The following is an 18,872-nucleotide window of genomic DNA, read 5'->3' on the forward strand; positions in this document are numbered from 1 at the left end:
AGTGAAAGGGCTATCAAAAATTTACGAATATTCTATAAATAGAATATAATAACTATTTTCTGTAAAAATATATAGAATATTGAGAAAAAAGCGATACATTTGCGACGGAAAGAAAGGGGTTAATATGTTAAAATATAATAAACTATCGATTTAATACACTTTATGAAATTTACAAAATTTGCTACAAGTAGCTTGATTTCCGGGTTACTGTTAGGTCTTTTCTCGTGTATCGATAACGATTATGACTTAAACAAAGACATCAATTTGGAAATCAGTGTAGGAGGTAATCTGAGTTTGCCCATCGGCAAAACCGACACGATACGGCTCAGCCGTATGATTGAAGAAGGGGACGTTCTCCATGTCATCGACGGAAAATACGTAATTAACAAAGCGGATAATATTTCCGAAAATATCGACGCTATCGATCCCGTCGTGATAGACGACTTCGCTCCCGACTTTAAGCCTTATACAAGACGTTTCGAAACCCAGACCGGTGAAATACCCGATATACCCGGATTGGAAGTCCCGGATATAGAAGTGGAATTCGAAGCAGATATACACACGACAGAGAACTTCAACATCAACACCGAAATACCGACAGAGGTAAAAGCGGTAAAAAGTATAAAAGTCACCGATAATAACGGACAAACACTTCACACGACACTCGACATTACAATATCGGGAATGCCCGTTTTCTTACCTCGACTTTACTTAGTAGGTGTCGAATTGAAATTTCCTCAGGTACTCGATTTCGACATAGAAGCTAGTAACGAAATCGTTCGCGACGGCTCTTCCATTTTCATCTCCAAGACAGTCGAACTAAGTCAAGGTAGCGGTAAAATATCCATTCCCATTACCGTCTATGGATTCTCAAATCCCATAGTAGAAAACGGGACTTTGATTCTGACCGACGAAATTGCAATCAATGGAAAAATTTATGCCGACAAACAAACCGTAGGAGCCGACGATCTCGAAAACACGACAATCAATATCCAACCCAATCTCACTTTGCCGACTCCGCAAATACGGGTGGATAAAGTCGCAGGAACCATAGTGCCCAATGTAGACATAAATACATCGGTATCCCTATCCGACCTACCCGATTTCCTCAAAGAAGAAGGAACAGCATTGGAAGTAAAAGATCTTTCTCTCGGCCTCTCTGTACAGAACCCCATCGAAGCGCCTATATCCACGAAATTCCGAATTTCACCGTTGAACGAAAACGGAGACGTGGTAAATGACAACGTGGTGAGTCTGGCATTAAAAATAGCCGGAGGACAAAAAAGCGACTTCACGATCACCAAGAACTCTCCCGAAATTACATCGGGCTCCCTCACGGCCCTGCTCCACACGATTCCCGACAAGATCGACATAGAAGTAACCGAAGTAGAAGTGGAAAGTGAAAACGACGACCAAGCCATCTCATTAGGGAAAAACGATTACAACATAAACATCGATTACAACATAAACGTTCCGTTAGAATTTGAAAACCTTCGAATTTTCTATAACGACACGATAGAAGACCTCAGCAGCGACTTGGCCGATATCACCGATAAAGTCAAACACCTCGAAATCTCTGCCGTTGTCGACAACGCCATTCCCGTGGATCTCACGCTTTCTGTCGAACCTCGCAACGAAGCCGGGGAAATTATATCAGGCATTACGTTACCCGAATCCGTAAAAATCGAAGCGGCTCCGAATGGAAACGGCACGATACAATCCACAGCCGTAAAAATCACCATCAAAGAAGAGCGAGATAAAGCCCTTCAAGAACTCGACAAACTATCGATAAAAATCGAAGGAGTCAACAGTGATGGCAATAACGATGTCACCCTCCGCCCCGACCAATTCATCGTTGTGCGCATGTCGGCGAAACTTCCCGATGGAGCACAAATGGATTTAGACGATTTGTAATAGATTAAAACCAGAAAGCAATGAAACACAATATAAAATACATACTGAGCGTATGCATAGGCATCGCTTTGACAATGGGATTGTCGGCTCAAACGCTCAACTCTTCCTATTTCATGGAAAAGATGACGAAACGCAACCAGCTTAATCCAGCCCTGAAAACGCCCAACGGATACGTCAGTTTTCCTGCACTCGGCAATTTCTATTTAGGAGTGAACTCCAATTTAGGACTTGGGACATTCCTCTATCCGAGAGGCAACGAATTGGTCACATTCCTCCACCCCAGTGTCCCCGCCGACGACTTTCTCGGCAAACTCACTCCCAACAATACCGTCGAACTCGATTTGGGATTAGACATCATCTCTTTTGGATTCTGGGCATGGGGTGGACAAAACACGTTCAACCTCGCCCTCAAAAGTTATTCGGGAGCATATATGCCCAAAGAAATATTCCAATTTCTCAAAACCGGACAAAAAGAAACCGGGATTACCCGTTACGACATGAGTAACATCACGGTTTCGACCGACAATTACGTGGAACTCGCATTAGGACACGCTCGGGACATTAACGACAAATTGGGAGTTGGAGCCAAAGTAAAAGTGCTGGTAGGTGCGGCACATGCCGAAGCAAGGATAGATCGCATGGATATATCCATGTCCCAAGACGAATGGTTCATCAAACAAGCCGGACATATACAAGCCTCTTCCCTCCTGAAATTAGAGACCGATCCCGAGACCGGAGAAATCACCGACTACGACACCGGAGATTTCGGTGTGGCAGGCTTCGGACTGGGATTCGATTTAGGGGCGACTTACGAGCTGATCGATAACCTCACCTTATCTGCGGCCCTTACCGACATCGGATTCATGCAATGGAACAACCTCACTCGTGGAGAAACCGATCCCACCAAAGAATTCCGATACACAGGATTCGACAATATCGGAGCCGAAGACGACGAAGAAGGAAACAACCCGTTCGACGATAAAGCCGACGAGTTAGGAGACGATTTGGAAGCGCTGGCAAAATTCTATAAATCCGATAGCCAATCCGTTACCAATTCGTTACGCACGACCATGCGCATTGGCGCAGAATATAGCATTCTGGACAATCACATCTCTTTCGGACTACTTTCCACGACTCGCTTCGGCGGACATCGCACCTATGCCGAAGGTATGGCCGCCGTGAACTTCCGCCCGTTATCGGCGCTCCACATCACCCTCAACGGCTCCGTTTCCAATATGGGTAGCTCCGTGGGAGCCATTCTCAACGTATGCGCACCCGGCTTCAACCTGTTTTTCGGCACAGACTATTTTGCCACCAAATATTCCAAACAGTTCATTCCCATCAATCATGCCCGAGCCAATTTCTGTTTCGGCATAAATTTCACATTCGGGAAAAAACACGAAATATAAAAACGTAAAACACAACCGTTTGAAAAAATTTCAAACGGCTGTCCACAACAAGACAACCGCTCATGCGGAGCAGCGAAGCGAGATCGTCCATAAAACTTTTAGGGCGGCCTCGCTTTTTTCATAACACCGCAACAGGCCCACCACCTCGACACAATAAGAAATCAGTAAGAATTATCTTTACTTCCAATCCCTCAATAACGAAAACAGAATGAGACCTCCCCCTCTCCCACAGCTCATCACAAATGAGATAAGGAGGGGAGAGAATTGAAAGTGGTACTTCTCGTTTCGGCATAAAGATAGATTTTCACTTCTCCCCCTGCCGTACCCCGCAGCATTACGGGGTGTCACATATAGAATCGGAGCAGAAGCGAAAGGGAAATACATCTCACCCTCCTCCCCTATGTTTTGCCACACAATATATAGGTGTGGAGTACCCGCAAGGCAAGAGGGTAAACCCTACAATCACAACTCCTAAATACACAATACTCTCCCTTAAAAGTTCTATATATAATTATTGTTAACAACATATATTTTCATAATAAAAAACACAATAAATCAAAAATAAATCAATTATATTTACATCGTTTCTAAACGAAATAACCTCATTGGAATAAACTAAAATTTAATACTTAATCGAAAATATCATGAAAACAAATCGCCTCTTTTTTGTAATAGCAGTATACAGTTTTTCTTTCTGCGTAATGGGACAAATGAAAATCCAAAACGATGGACAAATTTCAATAGGTGGATATGGTTCAAATTCTATGGGCTCCTCTACTTTGAACCTTTTCCCCAAAAACGAAAAAGCCCCTGCCCGTATTTCATTTTATAATTCGGTAAGTAACCCTGTAAATGATGTTTATATCGGACGATATATAACTTCGGAAAATCCATCGTTATTCCATTTATATGGCCGTGAAGGATTCTGCTTTTCAAGTTCCGAGGGAGACGTAGTTCTCTATGACAATGCCAATTATGGTTCGATGATACAATTCTTAAATGTTGATGTTATCGGTTATTTTTATTCACCATCTGACAGTCGTTTCAAAAAAAACATACAACCGCTAAACAACACACTCTCGGGATTACTCCGACTCTCGGGAATCAGTTATCAGTTGAACAAGGAAACTCCTGTCGGAACAAACAACATAAAAATAAACAAAAAAGAAAATGCCCGTACCCATTTCGGATTCTTGGCACAAGAGGTAAAAGAGGTTTATCCAGAATTAGTGCGTACCGATTCAGCAGGATACATGTATGTCGACTATATAGGCATGATTCCACTGATTGTTAACTCCTTAAATGAAATACAGGCAAAAGTCGACTCGCAAGAAACTGTCATCACCGAATTGCAAAAAGATCTGGCAGCCTTGCGGGACGGAACACCCATAGGCGGCGCACTCCGCAAGTCCGAGCGACGCAATACCGCAGTCGAGTCGGAAAGTGCTATTGTTCCCGCCCTCTATCAGAACAATCCCAATCCGTTCAGTGCAACCACCGTCATACGTTTTGCCCTACCCTACGAGACACAACAGGCCGATCTATATATCTACAATCTGCAAGGCGAGCAGATACGCCGCATGGAAATCGCCGACCGAGGTGAAGGAAAAGTAACCTTGCAAGGCTCGGAGCTCTCGGCAGGAATGTACATCTACTCCCTCGTGGCCGATGGGAAAGAGATAGACAGTAAACGTATGATATTGACCAAATAGAGGCAACACTCATGAAACCGATAATATCACGATTGAGGCATACGGTCGTCGCCCTGTTGTTTGCCCTCTCCATCTCGGCAGCCAATGCGCAAATCAGCTATACGGCGACATTCGACCAACACCTTTTGACAACCGACACGGTTAGTGAAAATGGCGACTCTTACCTTCGACTCAGATATCCCGACTTGTGGACACAGTCCGCAGCCGGTACGCCCGAGCTGCCTGTACACTATTTGCGATTTTCCGTTCCTTGTGATGCTACCGATTTCACGGTTTCCGTTACGGGAGAGACCACAACTGCGACTCGGTATACGCTACCGGTTTATCCGACCCAGCCGCCTATTCCCTCCGACAGGAATACAAGCGAGCAACTGTTCGTTTCCCCCGACAGCACGGTATATAGCAACAACCGATATTGGCCGGCTGTTCCGGTACAAGTGGTAGACGAAGGATTTCTCGACGGTGACAACCACATCGTCACCGTTGCTGTATGGCCGATAAGTTACGCTCCGACCGATGGTGAAATCCTCTTTCGTAATTCCGTGACCGTTCGTCTCGATTATTCGGTGAAAAACGCAGGTTCCGAAAACCCATCGCGCCTTCGGGCGATATCCCGCAGAGCAACCGGCAGAAATAACGTTCGATGGGGAAGAGAGGAGGCGAAACGAATAGTCGTCAACCCCGCTCAGATCGATGGGTTCGCCCCTGCGACAGCGACCCGTTCAGCCTCGCCCCGCACGGTTACTACTTTACCCGACTTCGAATATACCGTTGTGACAAATCGGGAATTAGCTCCGGCTTTCGATCGCCTCATCGGGTGGAAACGGCAAAAAGGATACTCGGCAGGAGTAGTTTGTATCGAGGATATCTTAGCGTGTCCCGATTTTCAAGGGGGAGATTTGGTCTCTAACATCGACGATGATGCCGGTAAACTGCGAGCCTATCTGAAATATACCTACGACTCCGGCTCTCTCCGCTACGCCTTGTTAGCGGGCGATTATACCGTATTGCCCATTCGATATGGAACGGGAAGACGGAGCATAACAATAAAGGATTCACAAAATCAAGATTCTAGTATTTATGTTGATTGGCCTATTCCTTCTGATTTGTATTTTAGTGATTTTAATGGAAATTGGAATGTCGATGGAGATTCTTTGTATGGGGAATTTGAAAGTAGTGAAATGTATACTATGGATTATGCTCCGGAGATTTTTGTGGGTAGATTGTTATGCACCAATCGGCAGGAGATTGCAAACTATACCGAAAAACTGATACGGTATGAGCGCAACCCCGGCAATGGCGATTACAGTTATCTGCAAAAGGCTTTTTATCATCAATGTGATGAATTACAAGGTATACATGAAGCGGATTCTGTATCTTCTAATTTTAGCCCGATTTTCCCGCAATATACTATTTTTGAAGAAAAACCTTCATATAATACGGAAAATCCTACATTTCCGAGCGGTTCGGAAGTAATAACGGAAATGAATGAGAGATACGGTTTTTTCAGTTGGCATGGACACGGTAATCCCGGCGGTATCGGTACAAAGTCTCATAAAAACCATGAATATCCTTATTGGGGGATTCTTGCAGTACAAGGGGTAACTTGTCATCATGTTTTTGAAGAAAGCAATGGATTAAATAATTTAACGAATCAAGACTATCCGGCCATAGCCTACTCAACAGCCTGCGATGTGACACCATTCGACATATATGAACAATATAATGTAACATATAACATAGGCAGTTCCTTTACGGTAGCCGGCTTATATGGAGGTCCTGCCTTTTTGGGTAATACTCGAAGCGGTTGGATTGGTTCCTCTGTGAGATTAGAAAAAAAATTCGTAGAACAAATAAAAGAAGGTAATAATCAAATAGGTGTAGCGGAGGCTTTTTCAAAAGTAAGTTTTGCGTATAACAAATATTCACGTTGGTGTAGTTTGACCCACAGTTTAATCGGCTGTCCCGAATTCGAGATGTGGACCGATATCCCTTCGGTATATGATGATATCTCGGTTACACGTTCGAACAGTTCGATTACAGTAGCCGGTAATGGACTGAACGGCAGTAAAGTGGCAATAACCTCTGGAATAAACGGATTACCCGAAATAAAAACTGTGACGGGAGCAAGCGTAACCTTCAATGGAGTCTCTCCCAACAGTGTAGTGACGGTTTACAAGCACAATGCCATACCATACATTGCCCCGCTATACCTGCAAAACGACACGCTACGTTCTTCACAATATTTACACGTGAACAACGTCCACATCGGCCAAGCGGTAGATACGAACCGGACGGAGGGAGACGTTGTTTTAAAATCGGGAACTCTCACGTTGGAATCCGGTGGAGATGTATGGATAGACGAAGGGGTAATCATAGAGAACGGTGCGACATTGATAATCGAGTGTAAAGGAAATGTAACAATCTCCGGTGGAACAGTGGAGCGCGGTGGCTCGTTGCGAATCGATGCCGGGGGAGAGATAATGATACAAAAAGGCTTCGAAGCAAAAATTGGGGCAAATGTAGAATTTAAATAATATAGGGAGGAACCGAAATATGAAAAGACTATTATTGTTGATTGCCGTGTCGATAGTATGGAGCGGTAGCGTCTTGCAAGCACAGGAATACGAGTATGTCCCTTTGGTACGGGAGGGAATAGAGTGGGGGTATAAAAATGGTGAGATTTATCGGTTCATTGGCGAGGAAATTATAAATGGTAAAGTATATAAGCAACTGGGGAATAGTAGCCGTGATTATCCGGATAGTTATAAAATTGCCGGTTATGCCCGGGAAGAGAATAAGGTTGTTTATCGCTTGTACTCGAAAGATGCCGAAGAAGTTCCCATTTATGATTTTAATGTAAAACAAGTAGGCGACATTATGCAGGCATGGCATACAGAACCGGGGTATTTCGGCATGAAAGTAGAAAGCCTCGATTCTATTTTAGTAAACGGGAAATACAGGAAAATGATAAAACTGGAAAACCAAAGAGGAGAATGTATCGAGGGAATCGGAAGTACCGAAACCGGATATAACATTTTGTATCCGTTCTATCAAATCACTTCGGAGTTTGACGAAAAGACCAAGAATAAACTCGAATACGTAAAAAATACTGCCACCGGTAAAAATGAATGGCAAAGACCGAATGATAATTTAGATGATAAATATGAATATGTCCCTTTGGTTCGTGAAGGAGTGGAATGGGGATACACCGGCGATCTGGGCGACTACCGCTGTCAGATAAAAGGCGACACGATAATCGATGGAACGACATATAAAAAATTTTATAGGTACACGACCTGCGGATTGCAAAAGAATACCCCCTGCTACGTGGTAGTAAGGGAAAATGACAAAAAAGTGTACTATCGGGAAATAACCGGCGATAACCGTGAAGAACGATTAATCTATGACTTTTCTCTTGAAAAAGGAGATATGTCTATCTTATATAGCCGTTCGGCTTTGGATTATATGCAGATAGATGTCCGTTATGTAGATACAATACAAGTGGGTTCGACCTATCGTAAAAGGTTAGAATATCTTATTCATGACGTAATAGAAGGGATCGGCGGTTTGAAAAATGATTGGCTGGTCGCCGCCTTCACCATAGCGCCATGTGTTCCAGATTGCAATGTCTGGATATATTTGTCCTATGTGAAAAATCTTGTCACCGGCGAATATGAGTACGGGAACAAGGGGGCTTGTGGCGACACCTATGCATATGACCCTTACGTGAAAGATTGTGATTTTGGTTATTATAATTATAACTGGGGCAGTGTTTCGGGATTTACCCATTATAGGATACAAGGCGAAACGAACATGAACGGGAAGACTTACAAAGGTCTGTATTCCCTCACCGGAGATTCTTCTGCATCTTCGGAACAGACCCTCATAGCTTTTGTGCGGGAAGAAAATAAAAAAGTCTATTTTATGGACGGCGAGAAAGAATGGCCGTGGTATGATTTCACTTTGGAGAAAGGCGATACATGGACAATCGAGGCCGAGTCTCCGCTCTCTCGGCATGGGGAGAAAATAGAAGTCGTCGTTTCGAATGTAGATACGATAACCATAGGAGGAAAATCTCGGAAACGCATATCGTTTCAAGGCTATTATTCGTGGGTGGAAGGATTAGGAGATATGGAAAGCCTGCCTTTTCATACCTTTTATGGCATACCTACCTGTCCCTGTGGAAATGATATGCATTACTATCGAGTGAACGGAGACTTTGTTTTTAAGGCATCTACTTATTGGGGACTCCCCATAGTAGACCCGTTTATAGACGGCAATTACATTCCCTTTATCAAAGAAGCCGATTGGACCTATTACGATGCAGCCCCAAGCGGGACAACGATATTTCCCCGATATCATTTAGCTGCAAATGTTTTCAATTCCGAAGGCGTTTATATGAACGATAACGTCTATTACTGGCTGTATCGTTACGAAGGTTGCGATTTCGATGAATCCGTTTCACGACAAAAGTTGGTACTGGTGCGGGAGGAAAACCAAAAAGTCTACGTGCTCGATAGTATAGATGGGAAATATGTAGATAAACTCCTGTATGATTTTACGCTGGAAGTAGGCGACACCCTGCGCATGGACGAAGGGTCGTATTATCACCGACCCGAAGATGGCGATGACTGGAATGCAATACCGGGTCGGAAACGGTGTGGCGACCGCATGTACCGGAAAAACGACCCTTATGGAGAACTCGATCCCTATTCGGGATTTGAAGTAATAGGTATAGACTCGATAGTCGTGGACGGGCAAAAACGAAAGGCTATCACTTGGAACAACGGCAACACATGGGTAGTCGGATTGGGTGAAATCAATGAATATCCTTTGGCTCAATTCTATATGGACTATACGACATGTATAACACCTCCGTTTTACCTATTGTATCAGAAAGTAAATGGAGAATATTCCTACGAAGTGTTGGCAGAACATGATTTTACGCCCGATCCATGTGTAAGCGGTATCGTCGAAAATAAATCTTCTTCTCTGCGTATCGCCCATACCTCCGATGCCCTGATTGTGACCTTGCCGGGCACAGGCTATCGATTGGCCGAGCTCACCGAGATGACCGGCCGCTTGGCGTGGTGCGCCTACTTGGACGGCGAGGCGGGAGAAGTAACGATTCCCACCGCCACCCTTTCGCCCGGAGCGTATATCGTCACCCTATCGAACGACCGGGGCGAACGCATTGTACAGAAAGTGATGATACAGTAAACTGAATAAAAGGTATTGAAGGGATTCGGCAAGAAATTAGGGAAGATTGGCGATAAAGTTTAGCGATGAATTTCTTGTTCGACAACCACATTTCAGACTCTTCGGTAAGGGGTTGAAAACACTGTTTAATAGATTCTTAATAAAATCTAACCCCTCCGTCACGTCACACACTCCTCCCCTATATTTTGCGTTGCAAAACACAGGGGAGGAGTGTGTGAATGCCCTACATACCGCAGGGTATAGGTGAGGGAGTTAAAGGGCATTCTCCTTTTGAGGTAGAAGGATAGATTTTACACTTCTTCCCCACAGCACCACGAGGTGTTGCACATAAATCGAAGCAGGAGCAAAAAGCAAAGACAATTCAATAGAAAGGCATTAACCTCCTCCTCTGCGCACGTATGTGCGATAGGGGAGGTGGCACGAAGTGACGGAGGGGTTAAAAAACAGAAGAAGATAGTGTCAAAAGATTTCTACACTCCTCCCCTACCGTGTCCCGCAGCATTACGGGGTGTCATAAAGCGATATAAGAGTATCCTCTCTCGAAGTCATGCAAAAAAAATGCCGCCCGATATACGTTCATATCGAGCGGCATTCTATATTCAAACAGATCGAATTTTATTTCAAAGCGTCGGCAAGAGCAGCATTAGTTTTATGAACGGCAGCAGCACTCTTGGCAAAAGCCTCTTTCTCGGCAGCGTTCAATTTCAACTCAACCACTTTTTCAATACCGTTTTTACCCAATACACAAGGTACGCCTATGCAGAGGTCTTTCTCCCCGTACTCGCCTTCCAGCAAAGCGCTGCAAGGAACCATACGTTTCTGGTCGCCCAATACGGCTTCTACCACCGAAGCGGCAGCAGCACCCGGAGCATACCATGCCGACGTTCCCAGCAATCCGGTCAATGTAGCGCCACCCACCATCGTGTCAGCAGCAACTTTTTGCAAAGCCTCTTCGCTCAGGAATTCGGTAACAGGAATACCCTTGTAAGTAGCGAAACGAGTAACAGGAATCATAGTCGTGTCGCCGTGACCACCGATTACGAAACCTTCTACCTCCGACAGATTGGCATTCAACGCTTGGCTCAGATAATATTTGAAACGAGAGCTATCCAAAGCACCACCCATACCGATAATACGGTTTTTGGGAAGACCCGATACTTTATGAATCAAATAAGTCATCGTATCCATCGGGTTACTTACACACAAGATAACAGCATTGGGAGAATATTTCAAAACATTCTCTACGACCGACTTCACAATGCCGGCATTTACTCCGATCAACTCCTCGCGAGTCATACCCGGTTTACGGGGAATACCCGAAGTGATAACAACCATATCCGAATTGGCGGTAGCCTCATAGTTGTTGGTCACACCTTTGATACGCGATGCGAAACCTGCCGTTACAGCAGCCTGCATCATATCCATAGCCTTGCCTTCCGATACACCTTCTTTAATATCGAGCAAAACGACTTCGTCTGCAATTTCTCTGAATGCTAACACGTTTGCACAAGTAGCGCCAACGTTTCCAGCTCCGATAACCGATACTTTTGACATAATTGTTTGATTTTAAAATTAATATATGATAATACCTTTCTTGTTCTCTATGTTTCGCAAATTTACAACTATTTCCATATTATGGAAAAATTTCCTCAATTAAAATTGTATAAACTTTGCATATTCTTTTAAGCAAAATTTAAAAACAGCTATACATCTAATAGCCAACAAATTAACAAATCCACATAGATTATTCTTGCAAATCGCCCTTACCTTCGCGCAACACCACAGGCTCGTCTCCCGTACAATCGACCGTAGTCGACGGTATCGTACCACCCTCGCCTCCGTCGATAATCAAATCGGCGACCGACTCATAACGTTCAGCTATCAACTCCGGATCCGTCCCATATTCAGGCTCCTCATCGTCAACAGACACCGACGTCGTCAATAACGGATTGCCCAACGCCTCGACCAACGCCAACGTAATGGCATGGTCGGGAATACGCACCCCCACCGTCTTGCGGTTTTTATAAATCTTAGGCAGGGACGAGCTCGTAGGCAATATAAAAGTGAAAGCCCCCGGCAAATTACGTTTCAACAGCTTGAAATACAAATTATTCAGTTTGGCATATTCACTCACCCAACTCAATTCCCGACAAATAATCGACAGATTGACTTTTTGAGGATTGATTCCCTTAATCCGGCAAATCCGCTCCACAGCACGCACGTTCAAAGCATCACAGCCCAACGCATAAATCGTATCGGTAGGATAAATCACAATACCCCCTTCGCGCAACACCTCCACCGCTTTTCCTATCTCCGTAGCGTTGGGATTCTCCTCGTATATTTTCAATCGCCTCATCGCACAAGTTTAAGTGTCGCTAAGATAACGAACTTTTCATATTTCAACAATATTTAAAGAAGAATATAATAAAACAAAAAGAGAGCATGATAAAAAATCATTGCCCCCTTTTGTACATGCAATGAGACATTAGTTGGTTATTCCCCCTTTCCCCCAGCCGTGTCCCGTATTACAGGGCGTCGCACATAAAATCGAAACAGGAGGCAAAAAGCAAAGACAATTCAATAGAAAGGCATTAACACTTCTCCCCTGTGTTGCGGAGCAATATAGGGGAGACACCTCAGAAACTGTTGTTTCTGAGGAGAGGGGTTGAATAAAAACGGGAAAAAGGGATTCCGTCTTTATCGGGCATGAAGCCCGATTCATCACTGCACCAACCGAAGCGTATAATTCAATCCGCTCTGCGGCTTCTCAAATTTATCATTCAACAAAGTAAGACTTGTACCCTCTTTTGACACAAGGAAATTAAAAACAGTACCATCGTCGGCAACCAGTTGCCACACTACGGCATCCTTGTCATCGGCCGAACCGCGTTGAGTGAACCGCCTACCGGTATAAGTCACGGTCTCGTCCTTCCCGTTTTCGGCCTCCAAATAAGTCATTGCAAGCACGAATGTCCCGTCCCCGCTATACTCGCGATTACGCACCGTCAGAGTGTAACGTATACCCGGTGTATCGGCTGCCGGCAGTACCCCCTCATAAGTCCGCTCCTGCCAATCGCCCAACGACGAGTCGGCAGCTGCACTATCTTCCCAATATATGACCTCACCCCGCTGTTCGATCGTCCACAAACCATTTATGAAACGCACATTCTTCGTATCGTCGTCCTCCACATTCCAAGCAAAACCACCCGAAGGCAACGTCCGCCGCTCCAAAATCTCATTCGGTTGCCCGTCGGAGAAAAACAATTCCACTTGGGACGAATCGGGAGAAAAGACGATATAGACCGAACGGTTATCCCCTCGAACCGACTCCGTGCGGATACCCTTCTCGAACACCCGTATACAATCCTGCGACACCTCACTCCACACATATCCGGCAGAGCCTATGCAACCATGCTCGTCTCGGTCGCCACCGAGTAACGCTCTTTGCGGATAAGACACCATTTTCAAAGCCCCCATTCCCTTTTCATACTTTCCCCGGTAAGTAATCTCGGCCGTATCGCCCAGCAGCAATCCGTCGACCCCGCTTTTATCGGTAGCGACCGTACTGAACGACAACGTGTCATTGTCGTCGGTAACAATAGTAACCGTATTCATGGTAGCATCACATACAATTCCCCTAGCTTCACCATAATCCGACTTGGACGAACAACCGCACAGTAATCCCACGATTGCAAAAGACAATAATAATGTTCTCATATCTTCAAAATTTAATTTTCTTTATTCGATTTCCTACCTCAAAACCCGACAAGGGAAAAATAGAAACAAGACAAAACCGATATTCCTATTCCTCACATCGAGTCATATCCTATATTCGAAAAATCAAATATACACAAATATCTTCCATTCCATACAAACCGGGACATTAAAATCCCCATCTATCCAAAAAGAACAGCTCCCTGCCCGTTTTAGTTTAATAGATGTTCAAGCTCCCACCACCCCAAAAGATATATATTGAAGAGTTAAGATATTCGTTAAAAGTATTTCCCCTCCTCCTCTGCCGTGTCCCGTAGCATTACGGGAGTGTTGCACATAAAATCGAAGCAGGAGCAAAAAGCAAAGACAATTCAACAGAAAGGCATTAACCTCCTCCTCTGCGCACGTATGTGCGATAGGGGAGGTGGCACGAAGTGACGGAGGGGTTAAGATATTAGTTAATTGATTTCAAGAAGCGATATTGAATACCTTTAATCTTTCTTCCCCGTGTTGCGAAGCAATATAAGAAAACTACCGAAGAAACAAAGGGGAGAGTATATAAAAGAAGAAGCCCCACTAATTATCGACTGATCCATTTTCTACCACCGCAACAAACCAGTTCCTCTTACAAAAAAAGCCGCTGCAAAAAACTTGCAACGGCTTTCCAGCGGAGTAAGGGGGATTCGAACCCCCGATACGCTTTTGACGTATACACGCTTTCCAGGCGTGCCTCTTCAACCACTCGAGCATCACTCCCTCGGGTCGATCCCGTAAAAACGGTGGCAAATATAATACATTTTTCGGGTTCGACGAAAGTTTTTACAAAAATAGTATCTCATTTTTACGACAACCGCCCAAACTACCCCTTGATAATATTTACAGAAAGTACCTTATCGTCCACATGAACATACAATGTGTACACCCCCGGCATTAACCCCGACATAGGAACCAGCACAGAATACTCTCCCTCATCTTCCTCACGACTCGGTGTCCGTCTCAGACAAATTCCCGCGCTACTGTGCAAAGTGAACCACACCGAAGCCGAACGAGTAAGTTTATATTTTATCGTCAAGTCACTTTCCACCGGATTGGGCAGATACTCCGCCTCGGTAAAAACACTCTCGATCGGTAGGATCTCCTCCTCAATCGATTCATCGTCGACACTACGGTCACTCTCCCCACTCAGATAATCGGGCGGATAGTAAAACGATACAGCCGAGAGTATCGTATCGGCCTGTGTACCATGCAGCGTGGAAGTCTCGCTCTCGAACACCGGATAACGATTCTGCGGCACATACCAAGCATACGTATCCACACTCACTGACAAGCTGTCTTCACATATCCTCACATATCGGCGGGCGGTATGTACCCGCAGGGCGTTTCCAAAAGTCTCTCCCGGTAACCTCAATTCACCCTCGGCATCGGCTATGACAGTCGTCGTTCCCCCGACGAAAAGAGGAATACGCTGCCCATACCGTCCTGCTCCTTCGAAACGACTCGTCAGAGAATCGCCATAAGCGAAAGGATAACGCAACAAAAGTTCGGGACGAGCATAATCGATATAGAAAGTCGCATTCTCATGTCCCACACACCACAGGCTATCGCTTCCTTGCCGGTAATAATAACGGTTACGCCCCTCGCGACCACAAAGAATATCCATATGGGAACTGTCCGGAATAAAATACTCCACGGGAAGTTGCTCCGAAAGGATTTGCATTCCTCGGAAATCCCACCGGCATTTCGTTCCGGCCCTGCCCGGTTCTTGGTACTCGACCAGCATTTTGACGAATGCCTCCCCGGCTTCCAGCCGGTTGCTGTCGGCTGTCAATTCTATTGCCGACAAAACTTGTACAGCTGCAATACCGGCCGTACATAATAAAACACGTATATTCATAACATTTCTCTTTATCCGTTTCATCGCTCTATTCATTCCGATAATGGTACTTATACAATGTCGTAGTTTTCTCCCCCTCTTTCACACGCACCAATCGCCCCACATCATCATACTCATAATAAGTCGTATGCCCCCGAGGATCGGTCGAAGAGGTAATTCCCACCAGCGGCTCATACGTATAAACGGTTACCTGTGCCGACGGCAGTTCCGTACGCAATCGGGCCAGCAACATTCCGTCTGGAATTTCAGCCGCAGCGAAAGCCTCGGCATCCCCTATGATACTCTCTACTTGCTCCCAAGAGGCATTCTTGATTTCTGCCACCGGGTATTGATAACTATATCCCCACAAGTAAATGGTAGTGAGATTATCCAATCCCGTTTTTGATTTCAGCTTTCCCGAATCATAATAGGTATAATCACTCTGTTTCTCAAACGCATTGTTCCCTCCATCACGATAAAAATACGATACAGGACGCACAACAGACGTATCGTTGTTTACTTTTCCGTATAGAATCTGTTCGGTATAGATTTTATCATACTCGATATCGCCTTTGTATTTCACATATTCTCGCACAATAGGCGAAGTGATGCAATTGCCGGCTTCCATCGCTTCTCTCACAAGCTGTGGATATCCAGCATAATTATCCGATGAATAATAATACCTCGATGCGACACTGTCTCCCTCGCTGGTATATACCCGTTTTTCCCGCACGTTGAACAACCGTTCCCGATCGTCATACGTATATAATTCCGCCGTTTCGAAAAACGTTCCGCCGCTATCGTCATAACGCTTGGTTATCGTCCAATCCAAATGCTGTAACCCCACATAAATAGGATACGCAATCACTTCATAATCTATCTGTTGAGAGCTCGAAGTATTTTCATAAAGCACACTCGGTTTAAATATATCGGTAAATGCCGCCTTCGAAAAACAATATACATTATGTCCACTCCCACATTTACCTGTTCTACCCACGAACAAAGTTTTTGTATTCACCAGAATACCCTGTATATACTGGTTATTATCGGCGTATTTATAAATAGTGTGTTCCTGCAATCGATCTCCCTTGTATATTTTGCGGTCTATCAGATGCGGAGTATCGATCAGAGCACTCCAATAAATGGCCTTATTTCCCGATGCATTGGATTGGTCGTATAAATAATCATACCGTTCGACAGTTTTCCCTCCGGTACTCGTATATTCCGCCACCTCGTCATACCACACCATGCAATTATCGTTAAACAATGTAATATTGGCATTTTTCTCACTCACGATTACCCAATGAGCGTCTAATACAGAAGGCTCTCCCGATCCTTCCGGATTCTCGATAGGATCAACTATATTGATCACTTTCTGAGTCCTTTCCGAGACATATCCCCAGTCCGATGTATTCACGATAATACTTCCATATCCCGATTCATTGGAGCCATATTTGTAACTTTTGGTTATCTCTTGACCCGAACTCGGATCATATTGACTCAATCGTTTGATACGTAAACCGCAAGTGATATCGGTCGAATCGCCAGTCATTTCCGACACGCTCAATGCTCGATTCATTTCGTACTCGAAAGTCGTATAACCGCCTGTCGGGTAAACAATTTTCTCCAATATCTTCGCTTTCATAGCTGATTCTTCGGAATGCCCATCTCCACAACCGACACTTTGGATACTATCTAATAATTGTACAATATACCGAGGGAACAAATTATTTATCCCAGCATTCACCTCCCCGGTATAATATCCGAATTTGTCTTGCGCATAAACATTCTCAAAAGACTGCGTATTGTAGCTGAATCGATAAGTCCCATCGCCGGTTACCGAAACCGAACCCAACAAATCGGTTGTCAGGTCGGAATAAAAATCAACCCGACGGATAACTTTCGCATCCTTGTTCAAGACCTTTATTTGCTTCAATATCTCAGCTCGCGAAGGGTTATTATTATAACTGAATTCCACACGCCCCAAAGGGAACTCGATCGATGTCAAACCCTTGTCATAACTCATCCTATAATTTTCAACATGTTGAAATTCACTTATACTCTTATGTTCAAAATCAAAACTAAGTTCAGCCTTAACAAATGTAGCGTTGTGATATCGGGCAAATGACTTTATTGTTACCGGTTTATAATGAAACAATATCTCCTGCCCCGTGGGATAAGTTATTTTCCGCAACACATAAGCTACATCTAACGGATTCTCGGTGATCGTACAAACCACAAAATTTCGAGGCTCGTTCACCCTATCACCATACCAATAAACCACCCCGTTTGTATCGGTCACTTTAAATCCCACGATCGGCCTGTGTTTTAACCCGATGACCTCTATCCGCAACGGTGATTGTTTAATTTGACGTACGCTGTAACCATTGGCTTTCGTCTCGATAATGAAACTGCAACTCCCGCTCAATGTATTTACAGTAAAGATATCATGCTCGCCGTCATAGCCCCACGACCATTCAAAATCCGTTGTCGGTGAAGCCCAATAAGCGACAGAATCAGGGTGTATCAAATAGGGATTATCCGGTATTTTCTCCGGTTTACACATTTCGTCTATTTTCCCGAAACTCTTTCGTGTAACTCGCAGTCCCGGCAACAAACTCCACCCGTAACCGAGAATCCCCACTGGATCCTCCACTTTGATTCCCGATGCGTGATAGGCTATACTGAACGGCAGTGAACCGCCGTCCGGCATAGGTATCGAGAATAAAGGAATGCTGATATCCACTACCCCTGTCGCTTTGGACACCGGATAGAACTCAAATCTGTTGAACTGGGAAGACAATGGCGACGTCATACTTATATCGGGCATCTTATTTACTAAATATTCCTCGTCCTGCGCATGCGCTACAATAGGCAATGTCACCATCAAGATCATACAAAGCGTTTTATTTAATCGTGTCCTCATAGCTTATCTTTTACCGATAGAACAAATTTAATCGTATAAAAAAGAGTTTTTATTATAAACAAAAATCCATAATACCCCTTGATGTCTTCCTCCTATGGAGT

Annotated in this window: 10 protein-coding genes, 1 tRNA gene and 1 pseudogene; 5 read left to right on the forward strand and 7 right to left on the reverse strand. The window is 44.5% G+C overall.

All coding sequences use genetic code 11. From position 1 onward, the window contains the following. Nucleotides 1–162: 162 nt before the first annotated feature. The 5 genes from HMPREF9448_RS03620 to HMPREF9448_RS03640 all read left to right on the forward strand — a co-directional run bounded on the left by HMPREF9448_RS03620 (nucleotide 163) and on the right by HMPREF9448_RS03640 (nucleotide 10,258). Nucleotides 163–1,914, forward strand: coding sequence for a hypothetical protein (locus HMPREF9448_RS03620; protein ID WP_008861231.1), 1,752 nt, complete (start codon nucleotides 163–165; stop codon nucleotides 1,912–1,914). A gap of 20 nt (nucleotides 1,915–1,934) precedes the next feature. Beyond that, on the forward strand, nucleotides 1,935–3,323 hold the full coding sequence (locus HMPREF9448_RS03625; RefSeq protein ID WP_008861232.1) for a DUF5723 family protein: 1,389 nt from the start codon (nucleotides 1,935–1,937) through the stop codon (nucleotides 3,321–3,323). A 644-nt stretch (nucleotides 3,324–3,967) separates the two neighbouring features. Further along, a complete protein-coding gene (locus HMPREF9448_RS14595; RefSeq protein ID WP_008861233.1) occupies nucleotides 3,968–5,035 on the forward strand; it encodes a tail fiber domain-containing protein in 1,068 nt (355 codons plus the stop codon). Between the two features lie 11 nt (nucleotides 5,036–5,046). Further along, nucleotides 5,047–7,572: a C25 family cysteine peptidase gene (locus HMPREF9448_RS03635; protein WP_008861234.1), complete on the forward strand. Its 2,526-nt coding sequence runs from the start codon at nucleotides 5,047–5,049 to the stop codon at nucleotides 7,570–7,572. Nucleotides 7,573–7,591: 19 nt separating this feature from the next. Next, nucleotides 7,592–10,258 carry a hypothetical protein gene (locus tag HMPREF9448_RS03640; RefSeq protein WP_008861235.1) on the forward strand — a complete coding sequence of 889 codons (2,667 nt, stop codon included), beginning with the start codon at nucleotides 7,592–7,594 and terminating at the stop codon, nucleotides 10,256–10,258. Nucleotides 10,259–10,873: 615 nt separating this feature from the next. Here HMPREF9448_RS03640 and mdh read toward each other — a convergent pair. The 7 genes and pseudogenes from mdh to HMPREF9448_RS03670 all read right to left on the reverse strand — a co-directional run bounded on the left by mdh (nucleotide 10,874) and on the right by HMPREF9448_RS03670 (nucleotide 18,771). After that, entirely contained in the window at nucleotides 10,874–11,812 is a 939-nt protein-coding gene (gene mdh / locus HMPREF9448_RS03645; protein ID WP_008861236.1) for a malate dehydrogenase, read from the reverse strand. A 190-nt stretch (nucleotides 11,813–12,002) separates the two neighbouring features. After that, complete coding sequence (locus HMPREF9448_RS03650) at nucleotides 12,003–12,614, reverse strand: L-threonylcarbamoyladenylate synthase (protein WP_008861237.1); 612 nt, start codon at nucleotides 12,612–12,614, stop codon at nucleotides 12,003–12,005. A gap of 365 nt (nucleotides 12,615–12,979) precedes the next feature. Beyond that, nucleotides 12,980–13,339, reverse strand: a complete 360-nt coding sequence (locus tag HMPREF9448_RS14800) for a copper resistance protein NlpE N-terminal domain-containing protein (protein ID WP_229042437.1) — start codon at nucleotides 13,337–13,339, stop codon at nucleotides 12,980–12,982. A gap of 30 nt (nucleotides 13,340–13,369) precedes the next feature. Next, nucleotides 13,370–13,975: pseudogene (locus HMPREF9448_RS14805) on the reverse strand (copper resistance protein NlpE); the annotation flags it as partial. A gap of 665 nt (nucleotides 13,976–14,640) precedes the next feature. After that, a tRNA-Ser gene (locus HMPREF9448_RS03660) sits at nucleotides 14,641–14,728 on the reverse strand. Between the two features lie 103 nt (nucleotides 14,729–14,831). Continuing rightward, entirely contained in the window at nucleotides 14,832–15,866 is a 1,035-nt protein-coding gene (locus tag HMPREF9448_RS03665; RefSeq protein WP_008861239.1) for a hypothetical protein, read from the reverse strand. 28 nt (nucleotides 15,867–15,894) lie between these two features. After that, entirely contained in the window at nucleotides 15,895–18,771 is a 2,877-nt protein-coding gene (locus HMPREF9448_RS03670; RefSeq protein WP_157260327.1) for an RHS repeat domain-containing protein, read from the reverse strand. Nucleotides 18,772–18,872: the final 101 nt, after the last annotated feature.

The sequence above is a fragment of the Barnesiella intestinihominis YIT 11860 genome (assembly GCF_000296465.1).
GTDB classification, from domain to species: domain Bacteria; phylum Bacteroidota; class Bacteroidia; order Bacteroidales; family Barnesiellaceae; genus Barnesiella; species Barnesiella intestinihominis.

Bases quoted from the DNA above. Each gene is read 5' to 3' on its own strand.
- HMPREF9448_RS03620 (WP_008861231.1), top strand. From the start codon at position 163: ATGAAATTTACAAAATTTGCTACAAGTAGCTTGATTTCCGGGTTACTG.
- HMPREF9448_RS03625 (WP_008861232.1), top strand. From the start codon at position 1,935: ATGAAACACAATATAAAATACATACTGAGCGTATGCATAGGCATCGCT.
- HMPREF9448_RS14595 (WP_008861233.1), top strand. From the start codon at position 3,968: ATGAAAACAAATCGCCTCTTTTTTGTAATAGCAGTATACAGTTTTTCT.
- HMPREF9448_RS03635 (WP_008861234.1), top strand. From the start codon at position 5,047: ATGAAACCGATAATATCACGATTGAGGCATACGGTCGTCGCCCTGTTG.
- HMPREF9448_RS03640 (WP_008861235.1), top strand. From the start codon at position 7,592: ATGAAAAGACTATTATTGTTGATTGCCGTGTCGATAGTATGGAGCGGT.
- mdh (WP_008861236.1), bottom strand. From the start codon at position 11,812: ATGTCAAAAGTATCGGTTATCGGAGCTGGAAACGTTGGCGCTACTTGT.
- HMPREF9448_RS03650 (WP_008861237.1), bottom strand. From the start codon at position 12,614: ATGAGGCGATTGAAAATATACGAGGAGAATCCCAACGCTACGGAGATA.
- HMPREF9448_RS03665 (WP_008861239.1), bottom strand. From the start codon at position 15,866: ATGAATATACGTGTTTTATTATGTACGGCCGGTATTGCAGCTGTACAA.
- HMPREF9448_RS03670 (WP_157260327.1), bottom strand. From the start codon at position 18,771: ATGAGGACACGATTAAATAAAACGCTTTGTATGATCTTGATGGTGACA.